The 23,798-nt window shown below is 71.2% G+C and carries 19 protein-coding genes; 12 read left to right on the top strand and 7 right to left on the bottom strand.

All coding sequences use genetic code 11. From position 1 onward, the window contains the following. Nucleotides 1–14: 14 nt before the first annotated feature. The 4 genes from AB0D53_RS31530 (at nt 15) to AB0D53_RS31515 (ending at nt 8,434) form a co-directional block, all read left to right on the top strand. A complete protein-coding gene (locus tag AB0D53_RS31530; RefSeq protein WP_362452535.1) occupies nt 15–2,966 on the top strand; it encodes an FAD-binding and (Fe-S)-binding domain-containing protein in 2,952 nt (983 codons plus the stop codon). 214 nt (nt 2,967–3,180) lie between these two features. After that, entirely contained in the window at nt 3,181–4,629 is a 1,449-nt protein-coding gene (locus tag AB0D53_RS31525) for a Gfo/Idh/MocA family oxidoreductase (protein ID WP_362452533.1), read from the top strand. A gap of 200 nt (nt 4,630–4,829) precedes the next feature. Further along, a complete protein-coding gene (locus AB0D53_RS31520) occupies nt 4,830–6,656 on the top strand; it encodes an ABC transporter ATP-binding protein (RefSeq protein WP_362452531.1) in 1,827 nt (608 codons plus the stop codon). After that, nucleotides 6,653–8,434 (top strand): ABC transporter ATP-binding protein, encoded by a 1,782-nt coding sequence (locus AB0D53_RS31515; RefSeq protein WP_362452529.1) that lies wholly within the window; start codon nt 6,653–6,655, stop codon nt 8,432–8,434. Before AB0D53_RS31520 ends, AB0D53_RS31515 begins: the two co-directional genes overlap by 4 nt. Nucleotides 8,435–8,847: 413 nt before the next feature. Here the strand turns inward: AB0D53_RS31515 and AB0D53_RS31510 are convergent, their stop codons facing one another. Continuing rightward, nucleotides 8,848–9,639, bottom strand: a complete 792-nt coding sequence (locus tag AB0D53_RS31510; protein WP_362452527.1) for a metal-dependent hydrolase — start codon at nt 9,637–9,639, stop codon at nt 8,848–8,850. A gap of 78 nt (nt 9,640–9,717) precedes the next feature. Here AB0D53_RS31510 and AB0D53_RS31505 point away from each other — a divergent pair, with 78 nt between their 5' ends. Both AB0D53_RS31505 and AB0D53_RS31500 read left to right on the top strand, forming a co-directional pair. After that, nucleotides 9,718–12,291, top strand: coding sequence for a DUF3516 domain-containing protein (locus tag AB0D53_RS31505; protein WP_362452525.1), 2,574 nt, complete (start codon nt 9,718–9,720; stop codon nt 12,289–12,291). A gap of 49 nt (nt 12,292–12,340) precedes the next feature. Next, nucleotides 12,341–13,213: an acyl-CoA thioesterase II gene (locus AB0D53_RS31500; protein WP_329820765.1), complete on the top strand. Its 873-nt coding sequence runs from the start codon at nt 12,341–12,343 to the stop codon at nt 13,211–13,213. Between the two features lie 14 nt (nt 13,214–13,227). Here the strand turns inward: AB0D53_RS31500 and AB0D53_RS31495 are convergent, their stop codons facing one another. Further along, entirely contained in the window at nt 13,228–13,485 is a 258-nt protein-coding gene (locus tag AB0D53_RS31495; RefSeq protein ID WP_362452522.1) for a DUF6011 domain-containing protein, read from the bottom strand. Nucleotides 13,486–13,554: 69 nt separating this feature from the next. Here AB0D53_RS31495 and AB0D53_RS31490 point away from each other — a divergent pair, with 69 nt between their 5' ends. Beyond that, nucleotides 13,555–14,220, top strand: coding sequence for a hypothetical protein (locus AB0D53_RS31490; protein ID WP_362452520.1), 666 nt, complete (start codon nt 13,555–13,557; stop codon nt 14,218–14,220). Between the two features lie 22 nt (nt 14,221–14,242). Here AB0D53_RS31490 and AB0D53_RS31485 read toward each other — a convergent pair whose 3' ends face one another. Both AB0D53_RS31485 and AB0D53_RS31480 read right to left on the bottom strand, forming a co-directional pair. Beyond that, on the bottom strand, nt 14,243–14,539 hold the full coding sequence (locus AB0D53_RS31485; RefSeq protein WP_362452518.1) for an SHOCT domain-containing protein: 297 nt from the start codon (nt 14,537–14,539) through the stop codon (nt 14,243–14,245). 76 nt (nt 14,540–14,615) lie between these two features. Further along, entirely contained in the window at nt 14,616–15,065 is a 450-nt protein-coding gene (locus AB0D53_RS31480; RefSeq protein WP_362452516.1) for a DUF6325 family protein, read from the bottom strand. 235 nt (nt 15,066–15,300) lie between these two features. Between AB0D53_RS31480 and AB0D53_RS31475 the strand changes: the two genes are divergently transcribed. Next, nucleotides 15,301–17,070 carry a cation:proton antiporter gene (locus AB0D53_RS31475; RefSeq protein ID WP_362452514.1) on the top strand — a complete coding sequence of 590 codons (1,770 nt, stop codon included), beginning with the start codon at nt 15,301–15,303 and terminating at the stop codon, nt 17,068–17,070. 6 nt (nt 17,071–17,076) lie between these two features. Here the strand turns inward: AB0D53_RS31475 and AB0D53_RS31470 are convergent, their stop codons facing one another. After that, the gene (locus AB0D53_RS31470) at nt 17,077–18,900 is read right to left on the bottom strand and encodes a glycoside hydrolase family 15 protein (protein WP_362452512.1); all 1,824 of its coding nucleotides are present in this window, start codon (nt 18,898–18,900) and stop codon (nt 17,077–17,079) included. Between the two features lie 252 nt (nt 18,901–19,152). Beyond that, the gene (locus AB0D53_RS31465) at nt 19,153–19,593 is read right to left on the bottom strand and encodes a hypothetical protein (RefSeq protein ID WP_362452510.1); all 441 of its coding nucleotides are present in this window, start codon (nt 19,591–19,593) and stop codon (nt 19,153–19,155) included. Nucleotides 19,594–19,761: 168 nt separating this feature from the next. On the opposite strand from AB0D53_RS31465, the gene AB0D53_RS31460 reads away from it, so the two are divergent. The 3 genes from AB0D53_RS31460 (at nt 19,762) to AB0D53_RS31450 (ending at nt 21,658) form a co-directional block, all read left to right on the top strand. Beyond that, the gene (locus tag AB0D53_RS31460; RefSeq protein WP_362452509.1) at nt 19,762–20,343 is read left to right on the top strand and encodes an XRE family transcriptional regulator; all 582 of its coding nucleotides are present in this window, start codon (nt 19,762–19,764) and stop codon (nt 20,341–20,343) included. A gap of 58 nt (nt 20,344–20,401) precedes the next feature. After that, complete coding sequence (locus AB0D53_RS31455; protein ID WP_362452508.1) at nt 20,402–20,944, top strand: GNAT family N-acetyltransferase; 543 nt, start codon at nt 20,402–20,404, stop codon at nt 20,942–20,944. A 225-nt stretch (nt 20,945–21,169) separates the two neighbouring features. Next, complete coding sequence (locus AB0D53_RS31450) at nt 21,170–21,658, top strand: glutathione peroxidase (RefSeq protein ID WP_362452507.1); 489 nt, start codon at nt 21,170–21,172, stop codon at nt 21,656–21,658. Between the two features lie 78 nt (nt 21,659–21,736). On the opposite strand, the gene AB0D53_RS31445 is transcribed toward AB0D53_RS31450, so the two are convergent. Beyond that, entirely contained in the window at nt 21,737–22,963 is a 1,227-nt protein-coding gene (locus AB0D53_RS31445) for an acyl-CoA dehydrogenase family protein (protein ID WP_362452506.1), read from the bottom strand. A gap of 174 nt (nt 22,964–23,137) precedes the next feature. On the opposite strand from AB0D53_RS31445, the gene AB0D53_RS31440 reads away from it, so the two are divergent. Continuing rightward, on the top strand, nt 23,138–23,788 hold the full coding sequence (locus tag AB0D53_RS31440) for a TetR family transcriptional regulator (RefSeq protein ID WP_362452505.1): 651 nt from the start codon (nt 23,138–23,140) through the stop codon (nt 23,786–23,788). The last annotated feature ends 10 nt before the right edge of the window (nt 23,789–23,798 follow it).

Raw genomic sequence — 23,798 nt, 5'->3', positions numbered from 1 at the left:
GAGGAGACCTCGACATGCCACTGCTGGAGCCGAAGCCGGAAGCACTCCGCCCCGAAGCGGTGCGGACGCCGTCCGTGGACCGGGTCCCCGACCGGCAGGCTCCGGGCACGCCCGAACCGCTGCGCGGCGACCTGATCGCCCTGCTCGGTCCGGGGAAGGTGCTCTGGAAGGTCTCCGACCTGGTGAAGTACGCCTCCGACGCCAGCCCCTACCGCTTCGTCCCCCAGGTCGTCGTGGTCCCGGAGGACATCGACGACATCTCGGCGGTCCTGTCGTACGCGCACGGCAGGGGCCGTGAGGTCGTCTTCCGGGCGGCCGGCACCAGCCTGAACGGCCAGGCCCAGGGCGAGGACATCCTGGTCGACGTCCGCCACCACTGGTCGGGCATCGAAGTGCTGGACAACGGCGCACAGGCCCGCATCCGGCCGGGCACGACGGTCGTGCGGGCCAATGCCGCCCTCGCCCGCCACGGCCGGCTGCTGGGCCCCGACCCGGCCAGTGCCATCGCCTGCACGATCGGCGGAGTCGTCGCCAACAACGCTTCGGGGATGACGGCGGGCACCACGCGCAATTCCTACCGCACGGTCTCCTCCCTCACCTTCGTGCTGCCGAGCGGCACCGTCGTCGACACAGCCGATCCGGCCGCGGACGCGGACCTCGCCCGCGCCGAGCCGCGGCTGTGCGAGGGGCTGCTGGCCCTGAAGGCGGAGATCGAGGCGGATGCCGCGCTCACCGCCCGGATCCGCGCCAAGTACGAGATCAAGAACACCAACGGCTACCGCCTCGACGCCTTCCTGGACGGCACGACACCGGTCCAGATCCTGCGCGGCCTGATGGTCGGCTCCGAGGGCACCTTCGGCTTCATCTCCGAGGTCGTCTTCGACACACTGCCGCTGGACCGCCGGATCTCCACGGCCCTGCTGTTCTTCCCGTCCCTGACCGCGGCGGCGGCCGCCGTTCCCCGGTTCAACGAGGCGGGTGCGATCGCCGTCGAGCTGATGGACGGCAATACGCTGCGCGCCTCGGTGAGTGTCCGGGGCGTTCCGGCGGACTGGGCCCAGCTGCCCAAGGAGACCGCGGCGCTTCTGGTGGAGTTCCGGGCCCCGGACGAGCACGGCCAGGAGGCGTACGAGCGGGCGGCGGCAGCCGTCGTCGACGGGCTCGACCTGGTCGCGCCCGTCCCCTCGGTGACCAATGGGTTCACCCGCGACGCCAAGGTCATCTCCGGCTACTGGAAGGCCCGCAAGGCATTCGTCACCGCGGTCGGCGGCTCCCGCCCCTCGGGTACGACGCTGATCACGGAGGACTTCGCGGTGCCGCCCTCCCGGCTGGCCGAGGCCTGCGAGGCCCTGCTCTCGCTCCAGGCGGACCACGGTTTCGAAGCCGCCGTGGCGGGCCACGCGGCACACGGCAACCTCCACTTCCTGCTCGCCTTCGACGCGGCGAAGCCGTCCGACGTCGACCGCTATGCCGCGTTCATGGACGACTTCTGCCGGCTGACGGTGGAGCGTTTCGACGGCTCCCTGAAGGCCGAGCACGCCACCGGCCGCAATATCGCCCCCTTCCTGGAGCTGGAATGGGGCCCCACCGCGACCGAGCTGATGTGGCGCACCAAGCAGATCATCGACCCCGACGGCGTCCTGGCCCCCCGGATCGTCCTCGACCGCGACCCGAAGGCCCATCTGCGCGGGCTGAAGACCATTCCCGAGGTCGAGGAGATCGCCGACCCCTGCATCGAGTGCGGTTTCTGCGAGCCCACCTGTCCCAGCCACGACCTGACCACGTCCCCGCGCCAGCGGATCGTGCTGCGCCGGGAGATGATGCGGCAGCCCGGCGGCTCCCCGGTGGAGACGCAGCTGCTCGACGCCTACGGCTATGACGCCGTCGACACCTGTGCGGGCGACTCGACGTGCAAGCTCGCCTGCCCGGTGGGCATCGACACCGGCGCGATGATGAAGGACTTCCGTCACCGGCGGCACTCGCCGCGCGAGGAGCGGATCGCGGCGCTCACGGCGAAGAACTTCAAGGCGGTGGAGGCGGCGGCGCGGCTCGCGGTGGCCGCGGCCGACCGGCTCGGCGAGCGGCTCGGCGACGGACCGCTGGAGACCATCACCGCTCTCGCCCGCAAGGCCGTGCGCCCCGATCTGGTGCCCGAGTGGCTGCCGGAGATTCCCGGCGCCGCCGCACGGAAGCTGCCCCGCACCTCCCGTGCCGGGGCGAGCGCCGTCTACTACCCGGCGTGTGTGAACCGCATCTTCGGCGGCCCCGAGGGCCATCGCGGTCCGTCGCTGCCGCAGGCCGTCGTCGCCGTCTCCGCCCGCGCCGGAAAGCCGGTATGGATCCCGGACGACGTGGCGGGGACCTGCTGCGCGACGATCTGGCACTCCAAGGGGTACGACGAGGGCAACGCGGTGATGGCCAACCGCATCGTGGAGGCGGCCTGGGGCTGGACGGCCGGCGGAAAGCTCCCGCTGGTCGTCGACGCCTCGTCGTGCACCCTGGGCATCGCCCATGAGGTGGTGCCGTATCTCACCGACGACAACCGGGAGTTGCACCGGGAGCTGACCATCGTCGACTCCCTGGTCTGGGCGGCCGACGAGCTGCTTCCGAAGCTGACGGTCCTCCGGAAGACCGGTTCGGCGGTCCTGCATCCGACGTGCTCCATGCAGCATCTGGACGATGTGCAGCAGTTGCGTACGGTTGCGGAGGCCTGCGCCGAGGAGGTCGTGATCCCCGACGACGCCGGCTGCTGCGCCTTCGCGGGCGACCGGGGCATGCTGCACAAGGAGTTGACGGCCTCGGCGACGGCGAAGGAGGCCGCCGAGGTCAACGGGCGTGAGTACGACGCCTATCTCTCGGCCAACCGGATGTGCGAGATCGGCATGGACCGGGCCACGGGCCACTCGTACTACTCGGTGCTGATGGAACTGGAGCGGGCCACCCGCCCAGGGGCTGTGGTGCGCTGATCACGGGGCCGGCCGGCCCCCGCAGCCGCCCCGTATCGCCGGGCGGGCTCGACACCTTCGAGCCCGCCCGGCGTTTTCGCGCAGGCACGAAAGTCCATGGTTTCGGAACGGGAGTCCAATCGCTCCCCTTGCGCAACAACAGCCCCAACTACGAAGGTCCTTAACGAGATTCATTCACCAGCCGCGCACGTCAGACCCCCTTCACGGAGGATCGATGAACGACGCAGCACAGCAGAACGACGGTACGCAGGGCGGCGGCGAGGGCTCCATGAGCCGCCGCTCGGTCCTGTGGACGACCGCCTCGGTGGCTGGCGCCGGGCTCGGGCTCGGCGCCCTCGGCAGCTCCACCGCGGCAGCCGCCACCGACCGGGTCCAGGAGACCGCCGCGGACCCGGCGGAGGCTCCGAAGCGCCAGGGCCGGACCATGGTGGGGGTCCCCTTCGACCGGCGCTCCACCGTCCGGGTCGGCATCGTCGGCCTCGGCAACCGCGGCGGCAGCATGATCGATCTCTTCCTCGCCGTCAGCGGCGTACAGGTCGTCGCCGTCTGCGACCCGGTCAAGGCGAAGGCCCAACGGGCCGCCGCGAAGGTGACCGCCGCGGGTCAGCCGGCACCCGCCGTCTACACCAACGGTGAGGACGACTACGAGAACCTCTGCAAGCGCGGAGACATCGACTTCGTCTATGTGGCGACTCCGTGGGACTTCCACTTCCAGATGGCGAAGACCGCCATGCTGAACGGCAAGCATGTCGGTGTGGAGTGTCCGATCGCTCTCCAGCTCGACCAGCTCTGGGAACTGGTCGATCTGTCCGAGCGCACCAGACGCCACTGCATGCAGCTGGAGAACTGCTGCTACGGACAGAACGAGATGCGGGTGCTGCGCATGGCGCACGCCGGTCTCTTCGGTGACCTGCTGCACGGCGCGGGCGCGTACAACCACGATCTGCGTGGCCTGATGTTCGACCCGGACTACTACGAAGGCCCCTGGCGCAGGCTCTGGCACACCAGGCTGCGGGGCGATCTCTACCCCAACCACGGGTTCGGCCCGGTCGCCAACTACATGGACATCAATCGCGGCGACCGTGCGGTGAGCATCACCAGCGTCGGTTCCCCGTCCCTCGGGCTCGCCGAGTACCGCGAGAAGAACATGCCGGCCGGTGACCCGAGCTGGAAGGAGACATATGTCGAGTCCGACCGGACGATCAGTCTCGTCCAGACCGCCAAGGGACGGGTCATCCGGCTGGAGCACGATGTGTCCACCCCGCATCCGTACTCGCGGATCAACAGCCTCGGCGGCACGAAGGGCGTCTTCGAGGACTACCCCGCACGTATCTACATCGAGCCCGACCACACCGACGACAGCTGGGGCGACTTCTCCAAGTACCAGGAGTGGGACCACTGGCTGTGGAAGGAACACGCCAATCCGCCGGGGGGCCACGGCGGCATGGACTACATGCTGGTGTTCCGGCTGATGCAGTGCATGCGGCTCGGCCTCGTCCCCGACTTCGATGTGTACGACGCGGCGACCTGGACGTCTCCCGTGCCGCTCAGCCACCTGTCCATCCGGGCGAAGGGCGCGCCGCAACAGATCCCGGACTTCACCCGGGGCGAGTGGAAGAAGGCCCGCTCCGGCATGGACTCGGAGAACCCCGAGAAGGCCTGAGCGGCCGGCCGGGCCGGGCGCGGGCCCTGCGGGACCCGTGCCCGGCCCGCTGGTGCGCCGTCGCGGCCGTGGCGCGATACGGCCGTTCCCGGAGAAAACCAATTGCTAGAACCGACGTCCTGGGGCGAACCTGGCACGGTTTGGATCATTCGCCTTGATCCATGCACCGAACGACCAGTCACACCGAACCATGGGACGTCATGCAGATTCGCGATCTTCCCTACCCGGATCCCGGCGATCCCGATGTCCGGTCAGGGCCACGTTTCCTGCTCTGGCTCGGCCGCAATCAGCTCAGGGGCCAGCTCAGATCCATGGCCTGGGGGCTGCTGCACCAGTGCTCCATCGCCGGGCTGCCGCCCGCCGTCGGTCTGGCCGTCCAGGCGGTCGTCGACCGCTCCGCCGGCCGGCTCGCCTGGTCGGGCGGGCTGATCGCGGTGCTGGGCGTGCTGATCGCGCTCGGCGACACCATGCTTCACCGGACGGCCATCACCAACTGGATCACCGCTGCCGCCCGGGTCCAGCAGCTGCTGGCCCGTAAGACCGCGGAGCTCGGCTCGGCGCTGACCCGTCGGGTCGCGGCGGGCGAAGTGGTCGCGGTTTCCACCGGTGACGTCGAAAAAATCGGATGGTTCGTCGAGGCGCTCTCGCGCTTCGCCGCGGCTGCCGCCGCCCTGGTTCTGATCTGTGCGGGGCTCCTCCTCTACCTGCCGTCGCTGGGCATCCTCGTGACGGTCGCCGTGCCGTTGCTGGCCCTCGCCGTGCTGCCGCTGCTCCCCCGGGCCACCCGGCGCGCGGACCTCCAGCGCGAGAAGGCGGGCAAGGCCACGGAACTCGCCTCGGACACCGTGGCCGGGCTGCGGGTACTGCGCGGGATCGGCGGCGAGGAGCTGTTCCTCGGCCGCTATCGGCGCGCCTCCCAGGAGGTCCGCGAGGCGGCGGTGCACAGCGCGCGGATGTGGTCGCTGATCTCGGCGATCCAGGTGCTGCTGCCGGGCTTGCTGCTCATCTCGCTGGTCGTGTACGGGGCAACGCTGGCACGGGACGGCCGGATCGGCGTCGGCCAGTTGGTCACGGTGTACAGCGCGGCGACGCTGCTGCTGTTCCCGCTGCGCCACTTCGAGGAGATCGCGATGGCGTACTCCTTCTCCCGGCCGTCCGCCCAGCGCGCGGTCCGGGTGCTGTCGTTGCACCGCACGGCCAGGCCGTCGACCCTCGATGCCTCGCCGACCGGCGATCTGTACGACCCGGTCACCGGTCTGATGGCTCCGGCCGGCCTGTTCACCGCGGTGGTCTGCGGCGATCCGGACGAGGCGGGCCGGCTGGCCGAGCGCCTCGGCGGGCACGCACAGGCGGGCGCCGGCCCGGACGAGGACGCCGCGGAGCGCGAGGTCCCGTCCGTGCTGCTCGGCGGCGTACCGCTGGACGAGCTCCCGCTGGACTCCGCCCGGGCCGCCGTGCTGGTCCAGGACAAGGACCCGGTTCTGCTCTCCGGCACGCTGGGCGAGCTGCTGGATGTTCCGTCGTCCGGCCGGGTCACCGCCGAGGAGGCGCTGACGGCCGCGGGGTGCGGCGATGTGCTGGACTCCCTGGCGCAGGCCTCGCCCGCCACGGACGGCGACCCGATGACCAGCCGGATCACCGAGCGCGGCCGCTCGCTCTCGGGCGGCCAGCGCCAGCGGCTGGCGCTGGCCCGCTCCCTGGTGACCGACCCGGAGGCACTGGTGCTCGACGAGCCGACCTCCGCCGTCGACTCGCACACGGAGGCCGGGGTCGCCGCCGGAATCAAGGCACTGCGCCGGGGGCGTACCACCGTGGCGTTCGCCTCCTCACCGCTGCTGCTCGACCTGGCGGACCGGGTGGTGCTGGTGCACGGGGGCACCGTCGTCGCGGTCGGGAACCACCGCGAGCTGCTGCGCACGGAACCGCGCTACCGGGCCGTCGTGACACGTGAGACGGACGAGGAGATCGCGGCCCTGGCCTCCCGGGGCACGACCGCAACGATCGAGGAAGTCGAGGAACGGGCATGATCGGCGTCGCACAACCGGCGTACGACCCGGCCGCGCCGGAGTCGGCGACGACCCTGCCGGTCGGCACCCCCACCACCGTACGGAGCTATGTACGGGAACTGCTGCGGCGCCATCGCGCACGGTTCACCGTGCTCGTCGTGTTCAACGCCGTCGCGGTGATCGCGTCGATCACCGGCCCGTATCTGCTCGGCGGGCTGGTCGAGGACCTCTCCGACGGTGTGCGGGACCTCCATCTGGAGCGCACCGCCGGGGTGTTCGCGCTCGCGCTGGTCGTGCAGACCGTGTTCACCCGGCTGATGCGCCTGCGCAGCGCGATGCTCGGCGAGGAGATGCTGGCCGATCTGCGCGAGGACTTCCTCGTGCGGTCGGTCGGGCTGCCGCCGGGGGTGCTGGAGCGGGCCGGTACCGGAGATCTGCTCTCCAGGATCACCACGGACATCGACCGGCTGGCCAACGCGATGCGCGAGGCCGTGCCGCAGCTGGCGATCGGCGTGGTGTGGGCGGGGCTGCTGCTAGCCGCCCTCACCGTGACGGCTCCGCCGCTGGCGCTCTCGGTACTGATCGCGCTGCCGGTGCTGATCATCGGCTGCCGCTGGTACTTCAGGCGGGCGCCGTCCGCGTACCGTTCGGAGGCCGCGGGATACGCCGCGGTCGCCGCGATGCTCGCGGAGACCGTGGACGCCGGACGGACCGTGGAGGCGCACCGCCTCGGTGCGCGCCGGGTGGCCCTGTCGGACCGGCGCATCGCGCAGTGGACCGCCTGGGAGCGCTACACGCTATTTCTGCGCTCCGTGCTCTTCCCGGTCATCAACGCCACCTATGTGACGATTCTGGGCGCGGTGCTGATGCTCGGCGGCTGGTTCGTCATCGAGGGCTGGCTGACCGTGGGACAGCTGACGACGGGCGCGCTGCTGGCGCAGATGATGGTCGACCCGATCGGTCTGATCCTGCGCTGGTACGACGAGCTGCAGGTGGCCCAGGTGTCGCTGGCCCGGCTGGTCGGCGTGCGGGACATCGAACCGGACGCGGGCGACGCGAAGGTCGTCCCGGACGGCCGGGACGTACGGGCCGACGAGGTGCGCTTCGGGTACCGCGCCGGCCTCGACGTACTGCACCGGGTGTCGCTGGATGTCGCACCTGGTACGCGCCTCGCGCTGGTCGGCCCGTCCGGCGCCGGCAAGTCCACGCTGGGGCGGCTGCTGGCCGGGATCTACGCCCCGCGCACGGGCGAAGTGACTCTGGGCGGCGCCGAGTTGTCACGGATGAGGGCGGAGGACGTACGTACGCATGTGGCGCTGGTCAACCAGGAGCACCATGTGTTCGTCGGCTCGCTGCGGGACAACCTCCTGCTGGCCCGTGCGGGCGCCGAGGACGCCGAGCTGTGGGCGTCGCTGGCGGCCGTCGACGCGGACGGCTGGGCGAAGAACCTGGAGGAGGCGCTGGACACCGAGGTCGGCTCCGGCGGTCTGGCGCTGACCCCGGCCCAGGCCCAGCAGATCGCCCTGGCCCGGCTGGTCCTGGCCGATCCGCACACCCTGGTGCTGGACGAGGCGACCTCACTGCTGGACCCGCGGGCCGCCAGACATCTGGAGCGCTCCCTGGCCCGGGTGCTGGACGGCCGTACGGTCGTGGCGATCGCGCACCGGCTGCACACCGCGCACGACGCGGATGTGATCGCGGTGGTGGAGGGCGGCCGGATCAGCGAACTGGGCGGTCATGACGAGCTGGTGGCGGCGGACGGCGCGTATGCGGCGCTCTGGCGGTCCTGGCACGGCTGAGCGCACCGCCCCGGAGCCGCCCGGGCGGCTCCGGGGAAGGCCGGGCAAGGGCCGGCGAACCGATGCAGGGTTCGTTCTCCTCCGCGGCGAGCAGCGTGCCATCGGCGGAGTCATGGTCGCCGACGACGGCGAGAGCCGCATCGGTGACGCGGAGTTCTGCCGACGCCTCGACAGAACTCCGCGTTCGCGGTCCGGTTCGACACCCTGAGCGACGACATCGGCGACGCGAACCGCACCGGCCGAGCGGCCAGCCGATCTCAGGAATTCGCTCCTGGAACTGATCCAGTTCCTCGATCCTGACGGCGTCCGCTTCCCTGCGGACCAACGGCACCGGCTACCTGGTCACCGGGCGAGTCCCGACCGCGCCGGTGGCGCGGACCGCCGATGCCGTGGCGGCGGAGCCGCCCGCGCCGTCAGATGAAGTTCAGCGCGGCCGCCCCGCCCACTCCCCCGAGCACCATGAACACCGGCATCAGCACCTTCAGCTCCACCCAGCTCCCGGCCCGGAACCGCATGGCCTTCGGGGGGCCGACCGGGTACCAGCGCTTGCGTCCGATCGGGATGGGCCACAGGATCGGGCAGCCGGAGACGGTCAGCGCGTCACCGATGTCGTGGACGAGGGCGCCGAGCACGATCGGCAGCCCGAGCCAGAGGTACTCCTGGCCGGGGGCGGTGAACAGCCAGTCCGAGCCGTTGCCCGGCTTGTCCAGGACGCCGGCCAGTATCCAGGCGCTGGTCGCGCCGAGCAGCCAGACCAGGACGTCGCTGGACATCCGGGCGGCCCGCCACAGGAGCCCTTCGACGGCGAGCACCAGATGGACGAAGAGGATCGCCAGGACCGCCCACCGGCCACCGGTGATCGCCGCGGCGGAGGCCCCGGCACCGATCAGGACCGCCCAGAGCCAGGTGTGGGTCAGAGTCCGGTGGCCGCCGTTGCGGGTCGAGTCGCCACGCATCCTGGTCGCCTTGTAGACGGCGTGCGAGAGCTTGTCGACTATCTCGCAGAGCCCCCGGGACACCGGCCCGAAGGCGCGCGAGATGGTCGCGGACTTGTGGTCGAGGTCCGGGGCCAGCGCGGCTCCGGCGGTGATCAGCGCGCCGACGACCAGGACGGGCCAGGGCATCGCGTGGCCGGCGGCCGCCGCCGCCGCGCCCACCCCCAGCCAGGCCGCCGCCCCTGACAGAGAGTGTGCCGGTCCCATCATGGTTCTTCCCGCCCCCAGAGTCGTATCGCTGCCATTGCCGTTACGGCACGGCCGAGTTGAGTGGGAAGCGTATCGCCCATGATCTTCATACGGTCGTCCGGTTCCCTCATCCGGGCGGAAGGCAGGCAAGATGGGGGCGTGACCCTTATCGATCAGCTGCCCCCGACCGACGACCCCGACGCCCTCTTCGAGGCTTTCTCGTCATGGACCGAGACGCAGGGCATCACCCTCTATCCGGCCCAGGAGGAGGCGCTGATCGAGGTGGTCTCCGGCGCGAATGTGATCCTTTCCACTCCGACCGGCTCCGGGAAGAGCCTGGTCGCGGCGGGTGCGCACTTCACCGCGCTGGCCCAGGACAAGGTCACCTTCTACACCGCGCCGATCAAGGCACTGGTCTCGGAGAAGTTCTTCGACCTGTGCAAGCTGTTCGGTACGGAGAACGTCGGCATGCTCACCGGCGACGCCTCGGTCAACGCCGACGCCCCGGTGATCTGCTGCACGGCCGAGGTGCTGGCGTCCATCGCGCTGCGTGACGGCAAGTACGCCGACATCGGCCAGGTCGTGATGGACGAGTTCCACTTCTACGCCGAGCCGGACCGTGGCTGGGCGTGGCAGATCCCGCTGCTGGAGCTGCCGCAGGCGCAGTTCATCCTGATGTCGGCCACGCTCGGTGACGTCCGGATGTTCGAGGAGGATCTGACCCGCCGCACCGGCCGTCCCACCTCCGTGGTGCGCTCCGCGACCCGGCCGGTCCCGCTCAGCTACGAGTACCGGCTGACCCCGATCACCGAGACCCTCACCGAACTCCTGGACACCAGGCAGTCGCCGGTCTACATCGTGCATTTCACCCAGGCCGCGGCCGTCGAGCGGGCGCAGTCGCTGATGAGCATCAACATGTGCACCAAGGAGGAGAAGGAGAAGATCGCCGATCTGATCGGCAACTTCCGCTTCACCACCAAGTTCGGCCAGAACCTTTCGCGTTATGTGCGGCACGGCATCGGGGTGCATCACGCGGGCATGCTGCCGAAGTACCGGCGCCTGGTGGAGAAGCTCGCCCAGGCCGGTCTGCTGAAGGTGATCTGCGGTACGGACACCCTCGGCGTAGGCGTCAACGTCCCCATCCGCACCGTGCTGTTCACCGCGCTCACCAAGTACGACGGCACCCGCGTCCGTACACTGCGCGCCCGGGAGTTCCACCAGATCGCCGGCCGTGCGGGCCGGGCCGGCTTCGACACGGCGGGCTTCGTCGTGGCGCAGGCGCCCGAGCACGTCATCGAGAACGAGAAGGCCGTCAAGAAGGCGGGCGACGATCCGAAGAAGAAGCGCAAGGTGGTCCGCAAGAAGGCCCCCGAGGGCTTCGTCGCCTGGTCGGAGACCACCTTCGACAAGCTGATCCAGTCCGACCCGGAGCCCCTGACCTCCCGGTTCCGGGTCACGCACACCATGCTGCTGTCCGTGATCGCGCGTCCCGGCAATGCCTTCGAGGCGATGCGACGTCTGCTGGAGGACAACCACGAGCCGCGCCGGGCGCAGCTGCGGCACATCCGCCGGGCCATCGCGATCTACCGCTCGCTGCTGGACGGCGGTGTCGTGGAGCAGCTCGCCGAGCCGGACGCGGAGGGCCGGATCGTCCGGCTCACCGTCGATCTCCAGCAGGACTTCGCGCTCAACCAGCCGCTGTCCACCTTCGCGCTGGCCGCGTTCGACCTGCTGGACCCGGACTCCCCTTCGTACGCGCTGGACATGGTCTCCGTCGTCGAGTCGACGCTCGACGACCCCCGGCAGATCCTCGCCGCGCAGCAGAACAAGGCGCGCGGCGAGGCGGTCGGGCAGATGAAGGCGGACGGCGTCGAGTACGAGGAGCGGATGGAGCTGCTCCAGGAGGTCACGTACCCGAAGCCGCTGAGCGAGCTGCTGTGGCACGCCTACGACGTGTACCGCAGGAGCCACCCGTGGGTGGGCGACCATCCGGTGTCGCCGAAGTCCGTGATCCGTGACATGTACGAACGCGCCATGACGTTCACGGAGTTCACCTCCAACTACGAGCTGGCCCGTACCGAGGGCATCGTGCTGCGCTATCTCGCCAGTGCGTACAAGGCTCTTGAGCACACCATCCCGGACGACCTCAAGTCCGAGGACCTGGAGGATCTGATCGCCTGGCTGGGTGAGATGGTCCGCCAGGTGGACTCCAGTCTGCTGGACGAGTGGGAGCAGCTGGCCAACCCGGAGGTGGAGACCGCCGAGCAGGCGCAGGAGCGGGCCGACGAGGTGAAGCCGGTCACGGCCAACGCCCGCGCCTTCCGGGTGCTGGTGCGCAACGCGATGTTCCGCCGGGTGGAGCTGGCCGCACTGGACCGGGTCCGTGATCTCGGTGAGCTGGACGGCGAGGCGGGCTGGGACGAGGACGCGTGGGGCGAGGCGATGGACGCCTACTGGGACGAGTACGAGGACCTGGGCACGGGTCCGGACGCCCGCGGCCCGAAGCTGCTGAAGATCGACGAGGACGCGGCGCACGGTCTGTGGCGGGTCCGCCAGACCTTCGCCGATCCGAACGGCGACCACGACTGGGGCATCAGCGCGGAGATCGATCTGGCCGCTTCCGACGAGGAGGGCCGGGCCGTGGTCCGCGTGACCTCGGTCGGTCAGCTGTGAGGGCGTACGCCGTGGGGGCGGCGCCGCTGCGAGAGTGGAGACGAACGGCATGACGAATCCCGCCGAGCGCCTGGTCGATCTGCTCGACCTGGAGCGGATCGAGGTCAACATCTTCCGTGGGCGCAGCCCGCAGGAGTCCCTGCAGCGGGTCTTCGGCGGGCAGGTCGCCGGGCAGGCGCTGGTAGCGGCCGGCCGGACCACCGACGGGGACCGGCCGGTCCACTCGCTGCACGCGTACTTCCTGCGGCCGGGACGTCCGGGTGTACCGATCGTGTACGAGGTGGAGCGCGTCCGGGACGGCCGGTCGTTCACCACCCGCCGGGTCACGGCCGTCCAGCAGGGCCGGACGATCTTCAACCTCACGGCGTCCTTCCACCGGCCGGAGGAGGCGGGTTTCGAGCACCAGCTGCCGCCGGCCCGCGAGGTCCCGGATCCCGAGGAGCTGCCGACCGTCGCCGAGGAGGTCCGTGAGCACCTGGGCGTGCTGCCGGACGCTCTGGAGCGGATGGCACGCCGGCAGCCCTTCGACATCAGGTACGTCGACCGGCTGCGCTGGACGAAGGAGGAGGTCGAGGACGCCGACCCGCGTAGCGCGGTGTGGATGCGGGCGGTCGGCCCGCTGGGCGACGACCCCCTGGTGCACACCTGCGCGCTGACGTACGCCAGTGACATGACGCTGCTCGACGCGGTCCGTATCCCGGTGGAGCCGCTGTGGGGGCCGCGTGGCTTCGACATGGCGTCGCTGGACCACGCGATGTGGTTCCACCGGCCGTTCCGGGCCGACGAGTGGTTCCTGTACGACCAGGAGTCACCGGTCGCCACCGGCGGGCGGGGACTGGCCCGTGGCCGTATCTACGACCGGGGCGGCAATCTGCTGGTGTCCGTGGTGCAGGAGGGACTGTTCCGCCGTCTCGGCGCATAGCCCGCCGCCCGGAGTCAGATGCCGGGCAGCGGGTCCTGCTCGACCTCGTGGCGGCGGGTGCGGATGTCCGGCGGCGCGGGGTGGAGTTTGGCGTCGCAGGCGGGGCCGAGGCCGGAACGGCGTGACTCCGTACCGGTGAGCGGACGGCCGCACATGCGGCAGCGCACCACCTTTCGCCGGGCGGGACGGCCGGCCGCGTCGTCCTCGGGCGAGGGCTCGGTGCCGGTGCCGGTGCCAGGGAAGGGCTCGGGGAAGGGATCGGCGGATTCCACGGATCGATCTTCTCAGGACGCCCGTCTACTCTGCGACGTCCGAGCAGCACACGACGGAGGAGATCACTGGTGAGCAGCGTGCTGGCCCTGAAACGAGTCGGGGTGGAGGTTTCGCCCGTCGGCCATGTCGTCGAGTGCACCGACGCGCCCGGCGGCGAGTCCCGGGTGGTCGCCCATGTGGAGCGCGAACTGCCGGAAGGCGGGATACCCGCGTATCTCGCGGCCCGCAAGTCGGGGGCGCGCTCCCTCGTCCTGTGGGCCGACCCCGAGCGACGGGCCCGGCTGGCCACCCTGGTCACCGCGTCCGCGGCCGACGGCGTCGCCACGTACCGGGTGCTGGGCGCACGCGGCGAGCTCATCGGCACGCTCGTCCGGGAGAAGGCACTCTCCGGCAGGGGACTGCGGACCCGCTGGACGGTCGCCCAGGCCGGCTGCCCGGAAGCGGTCGGACTCAAGGGCCGGATCTTCTGGTGGTACGTGTGGTGGCTGCTGTTCCCGGTCCAGGTCGCGATCGGCGTGGGCAGCCTCCTGAACGGCGGGGGCGATGTGGCGCGCGGCCCGCGCCGCGTCATCTGGCGGGCCGGCCGGGAGGTGCCGCTGGAGTTCTTCTCGGACGACGACGAGATCCATGTCCAAGCGCCGTGGGTCGACCGGCGGCTCGCGGCCGCGCTGAGCGCGCTGATCCCCACCTTCGACGGCTGGCTGGGCACGCCCTGGGACGACAAGCGCACCTGAGCGGAGTGCGGGGCCGGGCCGGTCAGGGGGCGAGGATCCTGGCCTTCTGCGCCTCGAACTCGCTCTCGCTCAGGACTCCCTGGCTCTTGAGGTCGCCGAGCTCCTTGAGCTGGGCGATCTTGTTGCTCATCTCGTCCTCCGGCGCCAGGGGGGCCGGCGCGGGGGGCGGGGGCGCCGCGGGGGCCTGCTGCGCCTGGGCCTGCTCGGCGTCCTGGCGCGCCCAGCGGCCCGCCTGCCGCCGGGAGACCCGGTTGGAGACCGAGGTGGCGGTTCCGGCGATCACCGCTGTACGGGCGACGCCACGAAGAAGGCCTGGCATGGTGCATCTCCTTTGACTGGCTCTGCGGGGACGGCCCGCGCTCCGCAGCGCGGGACGGCCGCCCCTGGAAGGCGGCTCAGGCCCTGGACCCGGCCTCGGCCGCGTCGAGCGACGCCAGGATGTCCTGGACCGGGATGCGTCCGTTGGCGACGAGGCGTCCCCCGGAGCGGCGCAGGGCGGCCGCGAGCGGTCCGGCCCACACGTTCTCGTAGATGACGATCCCGGCCGCGCTGCCGGGTTCGAGGACCGCGCTCACCTCGTCGATGTCGTCCCGTCCGAGCAGGCCGGAGGACACCCCTTCGAAGACGGCGAGGTCTTCCTGGCCGTTCGCGGTCAGCTCGGAGAGTTCCACGCCGTCCACCGTTCCGTCCTGGTTCTTCCTGACGAAGACCAGGTCCAGGATCCGGATGATTCCCCGGTCGACCAGATCGACCAGCAGGGGCAGTCCCTCGCCCGTCATCCGGCTTCCCGGGAACTCGATCACCAGGTAGTCGATCGGCCCCGTCTCGTCGGTCTCGCTGTTCACACCGGCTCCTCAGAATCTCGACTGCCCCACGTCCGGACGGGGCCTGTGCCTCCGTCATTGGAGCAGTGGGCGGGCCGGTGCGCATCTCGGTCGGGGACACGGGGGATGCGGACCCGTTGGGCCGTTGGAGGGACAACGGGTCACTCCGACGGCCCAGTGGCGCGAGCCGCGCCCCGCCTCTCCGCCACCGCCGCCGATGGTTGCCGGGCAGCAGGGCGTCCGAGGAGGCACGGAGATGACGGCCGATGAAGTGATGGTGGGCGTGGGCCTCATCGTGGTTCTGGCGGTCGGCTCCCAGCTCGTGGCGAGCAGGCTGCGGGTGCCCGCGCTGCTGATCCTGCTGCCGGTCGGCTTCACCGCCGGGGCTCTGACGGACGACGTCAACCCCGTGAAGCTGCTGGGCGAGGCGTTCTCCCCGCTGGTCTCCCTCGCGGTCGCGGTGATTCTCTACGAGGCCGGGCTCGGCCTGGAGATCGGGCGGCTGCGGGGCCATACGCGTCGCATCGTGGTCAGGCTGATCTGGCTGGGGGCGCTCATCACCTGGCTGTCCGCCGCCCTGTTCGCCGTGCCGGTGCTGAGCATGTCCAAGGGCGCGGCGGTGATGCTGGGCGCGATCCTCGTCGTGTCCGGGCCGACGGTCGTCGGGCCGTTGCTCAATTTCGTACGGCCTTCCGAGCGGCTGCAACGCGTCCTGATCTGGGAGGGCTCCCTGATCGACCCGGTCGGCGGCATCCTGGGGGCGCTGGTCTTCCATGCCGTCGTCGCCGGTGAGCTCAAGGGGTTCGGGAGCCAGGTGGAGCAGTTCTCGGCCAGCGCCGCGGTGGGTGCGGTGGGCGGCGTGGTCGGGGCGGGTGTGCTCTGGCTGCTGCTGCGCCGTGCCCGGCTGAGCGAGGAGCTGGCCACTTCCGCGCAGATCGCCGCGGTGATCGGGATCGCGGCCGCCTGCGACGCGATCCGCGAGGACACCGGGCTCATCTCCGCGGTCGTGATGGGAATGGCCATGGCGAATCTGCCGGGCCTGGACCTTCCGGCCCGCCGGCCGTTCCTGGACACACTGGTCTCGCTGATCATCGGTCTGCTGTTCATCTCCATCCCGGCCACGGTCACCCCGGCCTCGCTGCGGCACGTGGTGCTGCCCGCGCTGGCGCTGGTCGCTCTGCTGGTCCTGGTGGTGCGCCCGCTCGTGGCGCTGGTGTCGACGGCCGGGACCGATGTGCGCGGCGGCGAGCGGTGGTTCATCGGATGGATGGCCCCGCGCGGCATCGTCGCCGCGGCGACCGCCTCCACGTTCTCGGCGACTCTGGTGGCGCGGGGCGTCGACGGCGCCGAGCGGATTCTGCCCGCGACCTTCGTGGTGATCGTCGCCACCGTCACGCTGTACGGCCTGACGGCGTTTCCGGTCGCCCGGCGGCTCGGAGTGCTGCGCCCGTCCCGTTCCCGGCCGCTGCTGGTGGGCGGTTCGCCCTGGGCGGTCGACCTGGGGCGCGCGCTGAACTCGGCGGGGCTGGACGTGCTGATGTGGGCGGGCGCCGAGCGACAGCGGGCCCGGATCGCGGAGGCCGGGCTGGCGCTGGCGCCGGGCGAGCTGCTCGCGGCGGCCTCCGGTGCCGGGGCGGAGCTGGAGGGCATCACCGGTGTGCTGCTGCTCACCGAGGAGGACGACTTCAACGCACTGGCCGCCATGACGCTGCGGGAGAGTGTCGAGGGCCCGGTCCACCGGCTCGCCCCGGGCACCGACAGCCAGGGCGTGGTGGCGCCGTACACCGGGGGCGAGCCTCTCTTCCGTACCGGCCTGACCGGGCCGGAGCTGGCCCGCCGGTACGAGGCCGGAGCCCGGGTGCTGACGCGGCGGGCCGACGGGGCCGTCCCGGCCGGGCACGACGTGCTGTTCGTCGTACGCGCCGACGGGCGGCTCGCCCCGGTCACTCACGCGCACATCCCCGAGGTCCGGCCGGGCGACACCGCCGTCCTCCTGGGTCCCCCGTCGCGGCCGCCGTCGCCCTGAGCGCCGTCAGCCGTGTCCCTCGGCGTGCGCCGCGTCCAGCGCCTCGTCCAGGGTCCGGGCCGCCGTGATGAGCGAGAGATGGGTGAACGCCTGGGGGAAATTGCCGAGTTGCTCGCCGCTGGGGCCGATCTCCTCGGCGAACAGGCCGACATGATTGGCGTAGGTGAGCATCTTCTCGAAGGTGTATCGGGCTTTGCGCAGCCGGCCCGCGCGGGCCAGGGCGTCCACGTACAGGAACGTACAGAGGCTGAACGTGCCCTCGGAGCCCCGCAGTCCGTCCGGGGAGGCCGCCGGATCGTAGCGGTAGACGAGGCTGTCGGAGACGAGTGTGCGGTCCATGGCGTCGAGCGTGGCGAGCCAGCCCGGGTCCTTCGGGGCGAGGAACCCCACCCTGGGCATCAGCAGCAGCGAGGCGTCGAGCACGCCGCCGCCGTAGTACTGGACGAAGGCCTGCTCGGACTCGCTCCAGCCCCGTTCCATGACCTGTTCGAGAACCGCGTCCCTGGTCCGGGTCCACCGGGCGGTGTCGGCGGGCCGGCTGAGTTCGGACGCCAGGCGCAGACCGCGGTCGAACGCCGCCCAGCACATCACCCGGCTGTAGGTGAAGTCCTGCCGTCCGCCGCGGGTCTCCCAGATGCCCTCGTCGGGCCGGTCCCAGGAGTCCACGAGCCAGTCGAGCGTCCGGGCCACGACTTTCCAGCCCCGGTAGCCCGCCTGGATGCCCACCTCACGGGCCTCGGACAGGGCGTAGAGGGCCTCTCCGTAGATGTCGAGCTGCAACTGGCCGGCGGCCGCGTTGCCGAGCCGTACCGGGTACGAGCCCCGGTAGCCCTCGAAGTGGGGCAGGATCTCCTCCCGCAGCAGAGGTTCCCCGTCGACGCGGTACATGATCCGGAGGGGTTCCTCGCCGGTGTCCTCCCGCAGCCGGTCGCCGATCCAGTGGGTGAAGGCGATCGCCTCGTCCACGAACCCGAGGTCGAGCAGGGCCCGGACCGACAGCGCACCGTCCCTGACCCAGGTGTAGCGGTAGTCCCAGTTGCGTTCGCCCCCGATCTGCTCGGGCAGACCCATGGTCGCCGCCGCGACAGGGGCCCCGGAGGGGGCGTAGGTGAGCAGTCTGAGGGTGATGGCGGAACGGTTGACCATGTCGGACCAGCGGCCCCGGTAGCGGGAGCCGCGCACCCACCGCTGCCAGAAGTCGACGGTCTCCCAGAGCTGTTCCGTGAAGGCGCCGACGGTCGGCACGGGCGGTGCGGGCCCGTCCGCCGCGCAGACGGTGAGGGCCACGACGCTCGACTCGCCGACCTCCAGGACCACTTCGCCCACGGCGTCCGGGCCATCGCGCGCCACGGGGAATGCGGCCCGGAGGTGGGCCGCGATCCCCGGCGCCCGGAACACGGCTCCTCCGGGGACCAGTGCGAGTGTGTGGGAGGCCCGGCCGTAGTCGAACCGGGGCCGGCACTCCATGGCGAACCGCACGGTCCCGCGTACCGCGCGCACGGCCCGCACCAGGGTGTGCCGGTCGGTGGGGGTCCCGGTGCGTCCGGGCGGCATCCAGTCGAGCACTTCTCCGACGCCGTCCGGGGACATGAAGCGGGTGACCAGGACCGCGGTGTCCGGGTAGTAGAGCTGTCGGCGGGTGCTCCCGGGGTCGTCGGACGCCAGCCGGAAGAAGCCGCCGCCGTCGTGGTCGAGCAGTGCGGCGAAAATGCTGGGGGAATCGAACCGCGGGGCGGCGAACCAGTCGACGACCCCCTGCGAGGAGACCAACGCGGCGGTCTGCAGGTCTCCCACCAGCCCGTGTTCGGCTATGGGCGGGTATCGGTCCATGAGCGTCCAACTCCCGGACGGCCCCGTTCGGAAGGATCGTCCTCGGTCGCACTCCGCCCTCTCCCCCGTGATCGCCCGCCCGGAACGTCGGTAGCGGTGCGGGCGCGGGGCGTGACAGCGGCGTTCGGATGGGGCCGGAACCGGGGAGAGCCTCGACGATCGGGGGCGGGACGGCGCCTCCCCGGCCGGTACGGTGCGCCGTCCCCCCGCCGCCGCCCGGCCGGATCGCGGACGGCGGCCCCTGCCGCGGCCTCAGACGCTCTTCTCCTCCTCCTGCGGATTCGCGCACAGCGCCCAGATGATGAAGACGTTGATGGCGATGAGCACGAGGGACCAGAGCGGGAAGTACGGCAGCCAGAGGAAGTTGGCGAGTGCGCCCAGGCCCGCGAGGACGATACCCACCACACGGGCCCAGGCGGCCCCGGTGAACAGCGCGCAACCGGCGAGGACGATGACGATGCCGAGAGCGAGATGGATCCAGCCCCAGCCGGTGAGGTTGAAGCGGAACACGTAGTCGCGCGTGGCGACGAACACGTTGCTCTTGGCGATGGCCGCGATTCCCTCGAAGATCGCCATCGCTCCCCCGAAGATCATCAGCACCGCCGCGAAGGCGGTCCAGCCGATCCGGAAGGGATGGTTCGAACTCCGGGCGGCGTGGGGGGCCACGCCCGGCCCGTTGGCGGTACTTGCCATTGCGGCCTCCTCGGGTAGACGAGCGACCCGGTGGGCCGAGCGGCCACCGGCGCCTGTCCGAACAAGGGTGTCACGGCGGCGCCCGGTCGGCAGAACGACCGATTCCGGGGCGCCGTCAGACACGATCCCGGACACGCCCCGTCTCCAGACAGGGATATCATCTCCATGATGAGAGAACTCGACGAGACGGGGCCCGGCTCCGTCGATGCCCGGCTCGCCGCACGGCTGGGCGAACTGCGCACCGAACGCGGCTGGTCCCTGGACGAACTCTCGCGGCGCAGCGGGGTGAGCCGCTCCACGCTGTCCCGGCTGGAGCGCGGCGAGCTGAGCCCGACCGCCGCCCTGCTCGGCACGTTGTGCACGGTCTACGGCCGGACGATGTCCCGGCTGCTGCTGGAGGTGGAGGCGGATCCCCCGCACCTCGTACCGGCCGCGCGGCAGCCGGTCTGGCGGGACGAGGCGTCGGGATTCGTACGCCGCTCGGTGTCGCCACCGCACACCGGTCTGCGCGCGGAGGTCGTCGAGGGCATCCTCGACGCGGGGGCCGCCGTCGCGTACGAGAACGCACCGGTGTCCGGCGTGGAGCAGCATGTCTGGGTACTGGAGGGGACGGTCGAGATCACCGTGGACGGCACGGTGCACACGGTGCGCACCGGCGACTGTCTCCGGTTCCGGCTGCGCGGCCCCTCGCACTTCCACTGCCCGGGACCGGAGCGGGTCCGCTACGCCCTGATGATCGTGCTGCCATGACGGCCGGGCGGGCCGCGAAAGCTGCGAAAGCAGCGAAAGCTGTGAAAGGACTCCGTACATGACCGAGATCGTCCCCGTGGGCGGCCCCGAACTGATCACCTACGCCGATGAGTTGGCGGCTCTCCTGGTGGACACCGTCAACGGCGGTTCGTCGGTGGGTTTCCTCGCGCCACTGGACCGTGACACGGCCGCCGCCTGGTGGCGGGAGAGGGCCGGGGCCGTCGAGGCCGGCCTCCTTCAGGTCTGGATCGCCCGTGACGCGGAGCGGGTCGCGGGAACCATCGGCCTGGTCCCGGCCCGGCTGCCCAACGCCCGCCACCGTGCGGAGGTGGCGAAGCTGATGGTGCGTCCGTCGGCCCGCGGCCGGGGCGTCGGCCGGTCGCTGCTCGACACCGTCGAGCGTTCGGCCGCCGGAACGGGCGTCACACTGCTGGTCCTCGACACCGAGAGCGGAAGCCCGGCCGAGCGGCTCTACCGCTCGGCCGGCTGGACGGAGTGCGGTTCGATCCCGGACTACGCCGGGAACCCGGCCGGGACCCTGAAGCCGACGACGCTCTACTACAAGGCGATCGGTTCCGCGCACCCCGCACCGTCGCGTTGACGACGTGGGCACCGGCGCCGATCTCCTGCGCGGGGCACAGGAGTTCGGCGCCCGGCGCAAACCGTACGCGGGTCGCCCATCGGGGTCATGCCGCGTTCGACGCGGTGCCGGGAGTCCCGCAGGTCGGCGGCGTGCGCGGGCTCCGGGCGGCCGAGGACCGGCTTCGTACGGACCGGTCCGGGGCGTGACAATGGCAGCGGAAGCCACATCTACGAGGAGACCCTCATGACGCTGCACGACATCCCGCTCCGCACTCTCACCGGTGAGCCCACCTCCCTGGCCGACTACAGCGGCAAGGTGGTCCTGCTGGTGAACGTCGCGTCCCAGTGCGGGCTCACCCCGCAGTACGCGGGCCTGGTGAAGCTCCAGAACGAGTACGCGGACCGCGGCTTCACCGTACTCGGCGTGCCGTGCAACCAGTTCGCCGGCCAGGAGCCGGGGAGCCCGGAGGAGATCCAGACCTTCTGCTCGACGACGTACGGCGTCAGCTTCCCGCTGCTGGAGAAGACCGAGGTGAACGGCGAAGGGCGTCACCCGCTCTACGCCGAGCTGACTCGGCTGGAGGACGCGGACGGCGAGGCCGGTGACGTCCAGTGGAACTTCGAGAAGTTCCTCATCTCCCCGGCGGGCGAGCCGGTCGCGCGGCTGCGCCCGCGCGTCGAGCCGGAGTCGCCCGAGCTCGTCACGGCCGTCGAGTCCCTCCTGCCGGCCTGACATGCCGCGTCCCCGGTCGCCGGACGGGCCGGAATCCAGGCCCGTCCGGCGACCGGGGACAGCCCCGGCGGGACGGTCTCAGCGGATCGGCATGCCCGAAAGGGTGCGGGCGATGACCAGGCGCTGGATCTCGCTGGTGCCCTCGAAGATCGTGTAGATCGCGGCGTCCCGGTGCATCCGCTCCACCGGGTACTCACGGGTGAAGCCGTTGCCGCCGAGGATCTGGACGGCCTGGGCGGTGACCTCCTTCGCCGTCTCGCTCGCGTACAGCTTGGACATGGAGCCCTCGGCCGAGGTGAACGGCTTGCCGGTGGTCGCCATCCACGAGGCGCGCCAGACCAGCAGCCGGGCCGCGTCGATCCGGGTACGCATGTCGGCGAGCTGGAAGGCGATGCCCTGGTTGTCGATGATCGGACGGCCGAACTGGGTGCGGGTCTTCGCGTAGTCCAGTGCCACCTCGTACGCCGCGCGGGCGGTGCCCACCGCCATCGCGCCGACCGCGGGGCGGGATGCCTCGAAGGTGGCCATCGCGGCGTTCTTCACCCGCTCGCCACCGGAGGCGGCGCGCTCGCGGGCCCGCGCCAGGCGCTGGTCGAGCTTCTCCTTGCCCCCGAGCAGGCAGTGACCGGGGACCCGGACGTCCTCCAGGACGACCTCGGCGGTGTGCGAGGCGCGAATGCCGTGCTTCTTGAACTTCTGGCCCTGGGAGAGGCCGGGGGTGTCCGGCGGCACGATGAACGAGGCGTGCCCCTTGGAACCCAGCTCGGGGTCGACCACGGCGACGACGACATGGACGTTGGCGATGCCGCCGTTGGTCGCCCAGGTCTTGGTGCCGTTCAGCACCCACTCGTCCTTGGCCTGGTCGTACACCGCGCGGGTGCGCATCGAGGCGACGTCGGAACCCGCGTCCGGCTCGGAGGAGCAGAAGGCCGCGACCTTCACGTCGTCGGCGTCGCCGTACATCTGCGGGATCCAGGTCCCGATCTGCTCCTCGGTGCCGTTGGCGAGGACGCCCACGGCCGCCAGGCCCGTACCGACGATGGACAGGGCGATGCCCGCGTCCCCCCAGAAGAGCTCCTCCATCGCCATCGGGATGCCGAGCCCCGTCGGGTCGAAGAACTGCTGGGCGTAGAAGTCGAGGGAGTAGATGCCCACCTTGGCCGCCTCCTGGATGACGGGCCAGGGCGTCTCCTCACGCTCGTCCCATTCCGAGGCCGCCGGGCGGATCACATCCGCGGCGAAGCCGTGAAGCCAGTCACGGACCTGCTTCTGGTCATCGTTGAGTTCGAGCGTGAACTCCGCCATGTTCCCCTCCACGTACTGCCGTGAAAAAACCACTCGTTACTTGCGGTAACCGCAGTCTGTTACCGACAAGTAGCCCCTGTCAACCGCCCCGGTTCCCCTCCGCGCCACGCTGGGCAGGGTGTTACGTTGCGCAGGCAGGACGCATTTGCGCAGCCAGGGGCGGGGAGAGGCGACATGGAGAGCACACGACAGGCAGAGCGCCAGCGGACAGCGGCCGAGAGCCGCCGCCGCGAGCTGCTCGAAGCCGCCGACCGCGTGGTGCTCAGAGACGGGCCGGGGGCCTCGATGAACGCCATCGCGGCCGAGGCCGGCATCACCAAACCCATTCTCTACCGGCACTTCGGCGACAAGGGCGGGCTCTACCGCGCCCTCGCCAAACGTCACACCGACGCCCTGCTGATCGCCCTGCGGGCGGCGCTCGACGCCCCCGCCGAGCGCCGCCGACGCGTCGAATCGACGCTCGACACCTACCTGGCGGCGATCGAGGCCCGCCCGCAGGTCTACCGCTTCCTGATGCACCCGGCCGACGACGCGGCGCCCGCCACGGAGCAGGGCTTCGACGTCGGACGGCACTCGGCGCCGCTGCTGCGCCGGCTAGGCGAGGAGCTCGCCCTGGTGATCGCCGAGCGGGTGGACCTGGGCCCGGACAGCGAGGCCATGGCGCGCATCTGGGGCCATGGCATCGTCGGCATGATGCACGCGGCGGGCGACTGGTGGCTGGGCGAACGCCCCTGCTCCCGCGAGCAGTTGGTGAGCAGCCTGGCCGATCTGCTGTGGGGCAGGCTGTCCGCCGCGGGCGACCGGCCGGGCGGCCCCGGATTCTGAAGACCGCGGA

The organism is Streptomyces sp. NPDC048295 (assembly GCF_040652135.1).
In the GTDB taxonomy this organism is placed as follows: Bacteria; Actinomycetota; Actinomycetes; order Streptomycetales; family Streptomycetaceae; genus Streptomyces.
This window is presented reverse-complemented; position numbering and strand designations above follow the sequence as displayed.

Coding starts and splice junctions, on each gene's coding strand:
- AB0D53_RS31460 (WP_362452509.1), top strand. CDS start 19,762: ATGAGAGAACTCGACGAGACGGGGCCCGGCTCCGTCGATGCCCGGCTC.
- AB0D53_RS31520 (WP_362452531.1), top strand. CDS start 4,830: ATGCAGATTCGCGATCTTCCCTACCCGGATCCCGGCGATCCCGATGTC.
- AB0D53_RS31515 (WP_362452529.1), top strand. CDS start 6,653: ATGATCGGCGTCGCACAACCGGCGTACGACCCGGCCGCGCCGGAGTCG.
- AB0D53_RS31485 (WP_362452518.1), bottom strand. CDS start 14,539: ATGCCAGGCCTTCTTCGTGGCGTCGCCCGTACAGCGGTGATCGCCGGA.
- AB0D53_RS31525 (WP_362452533.1), top strand. CDS start 3,181: ATGAACGACGCAGCACAGCAGAACGACGGTACGCAGGGCGGCGGCGAG.
- AB0D53_RS31475 (WP_362452514.1), top strand. CDS start 15,301: ATGACGGCCGATGAAGTGATGGTGGGCGTGGGCCTCATCGTGGTTCTG.
- AB0D53_RS31510 (WP_362452527.1), bottom strand. CDS start 9,639: ATGATGGGACCGGCACACTCTCTGTCAGGGGCGGCGGCCTGGCTGGGG.
- AB0D53_RS31505 (WP_362452525.1), top strand. CDS start 9,718: ATGATCTTCATACGGTCGTCCGGTTCCCTCATCCGGGCGGAAGGCAGG.
- AB0D53_RS31450 (WP_362452507.1), top strand. CDS start 21,170: ATGACGCTGCACGACATCCCGCTCCGCACTCTCACCGGTGAGCCCACC.
- AB0D53_RS31445 (WP_362452506.1), bottom strand. CDS start 22,963: ATGGCGGAGTTCACGCTCGAACTCAACGATGACCAGAAGCAGGTCCGT.
- AB0D53_RS31530 (WP_362452535.1), top strand. CDS start 15: ATGCCACTGCTGGAGCCGAAGCCGGAAGCACTCCGCCCCGAAGCGGTG.
- AB0D53_RS31455 (WP_362452508.1), top strand. CDS start 20,402: ATGACCGAGATCGTCCCCGTGGGCGGCCCCGAACTGATCACCTACGCC.
- AB0D53_RS31500 (WP_329820765.1), top strand. CDS start 12,341: ATGACGAATCCCGCCGAGCGCCTGGTCGATCTGCTCGACCTGGAGCGG.
- AB0D53_RS31440 (WP_362452505.1), top strand. CDS start 23,138: ATGGAGAGCACACGACAGGCAGAGCGCCAGCGGACAGCGGCCGAGAGC.
- AB0D53_RS31470 (WP_362452512.1), bottom strand. CDS start 18,900: ATGGACCGATACCCGCCCATAGCCGAACACGGGCTGGTGGGAGACCTG.
- AB0D53_RS31465 (WP_362452510.1), bottom strand. CDS start 19,593: ATGGCAAGTACCGCCAACGGGCCGGGCGTGGCCCCCCACGCCGCCCGG.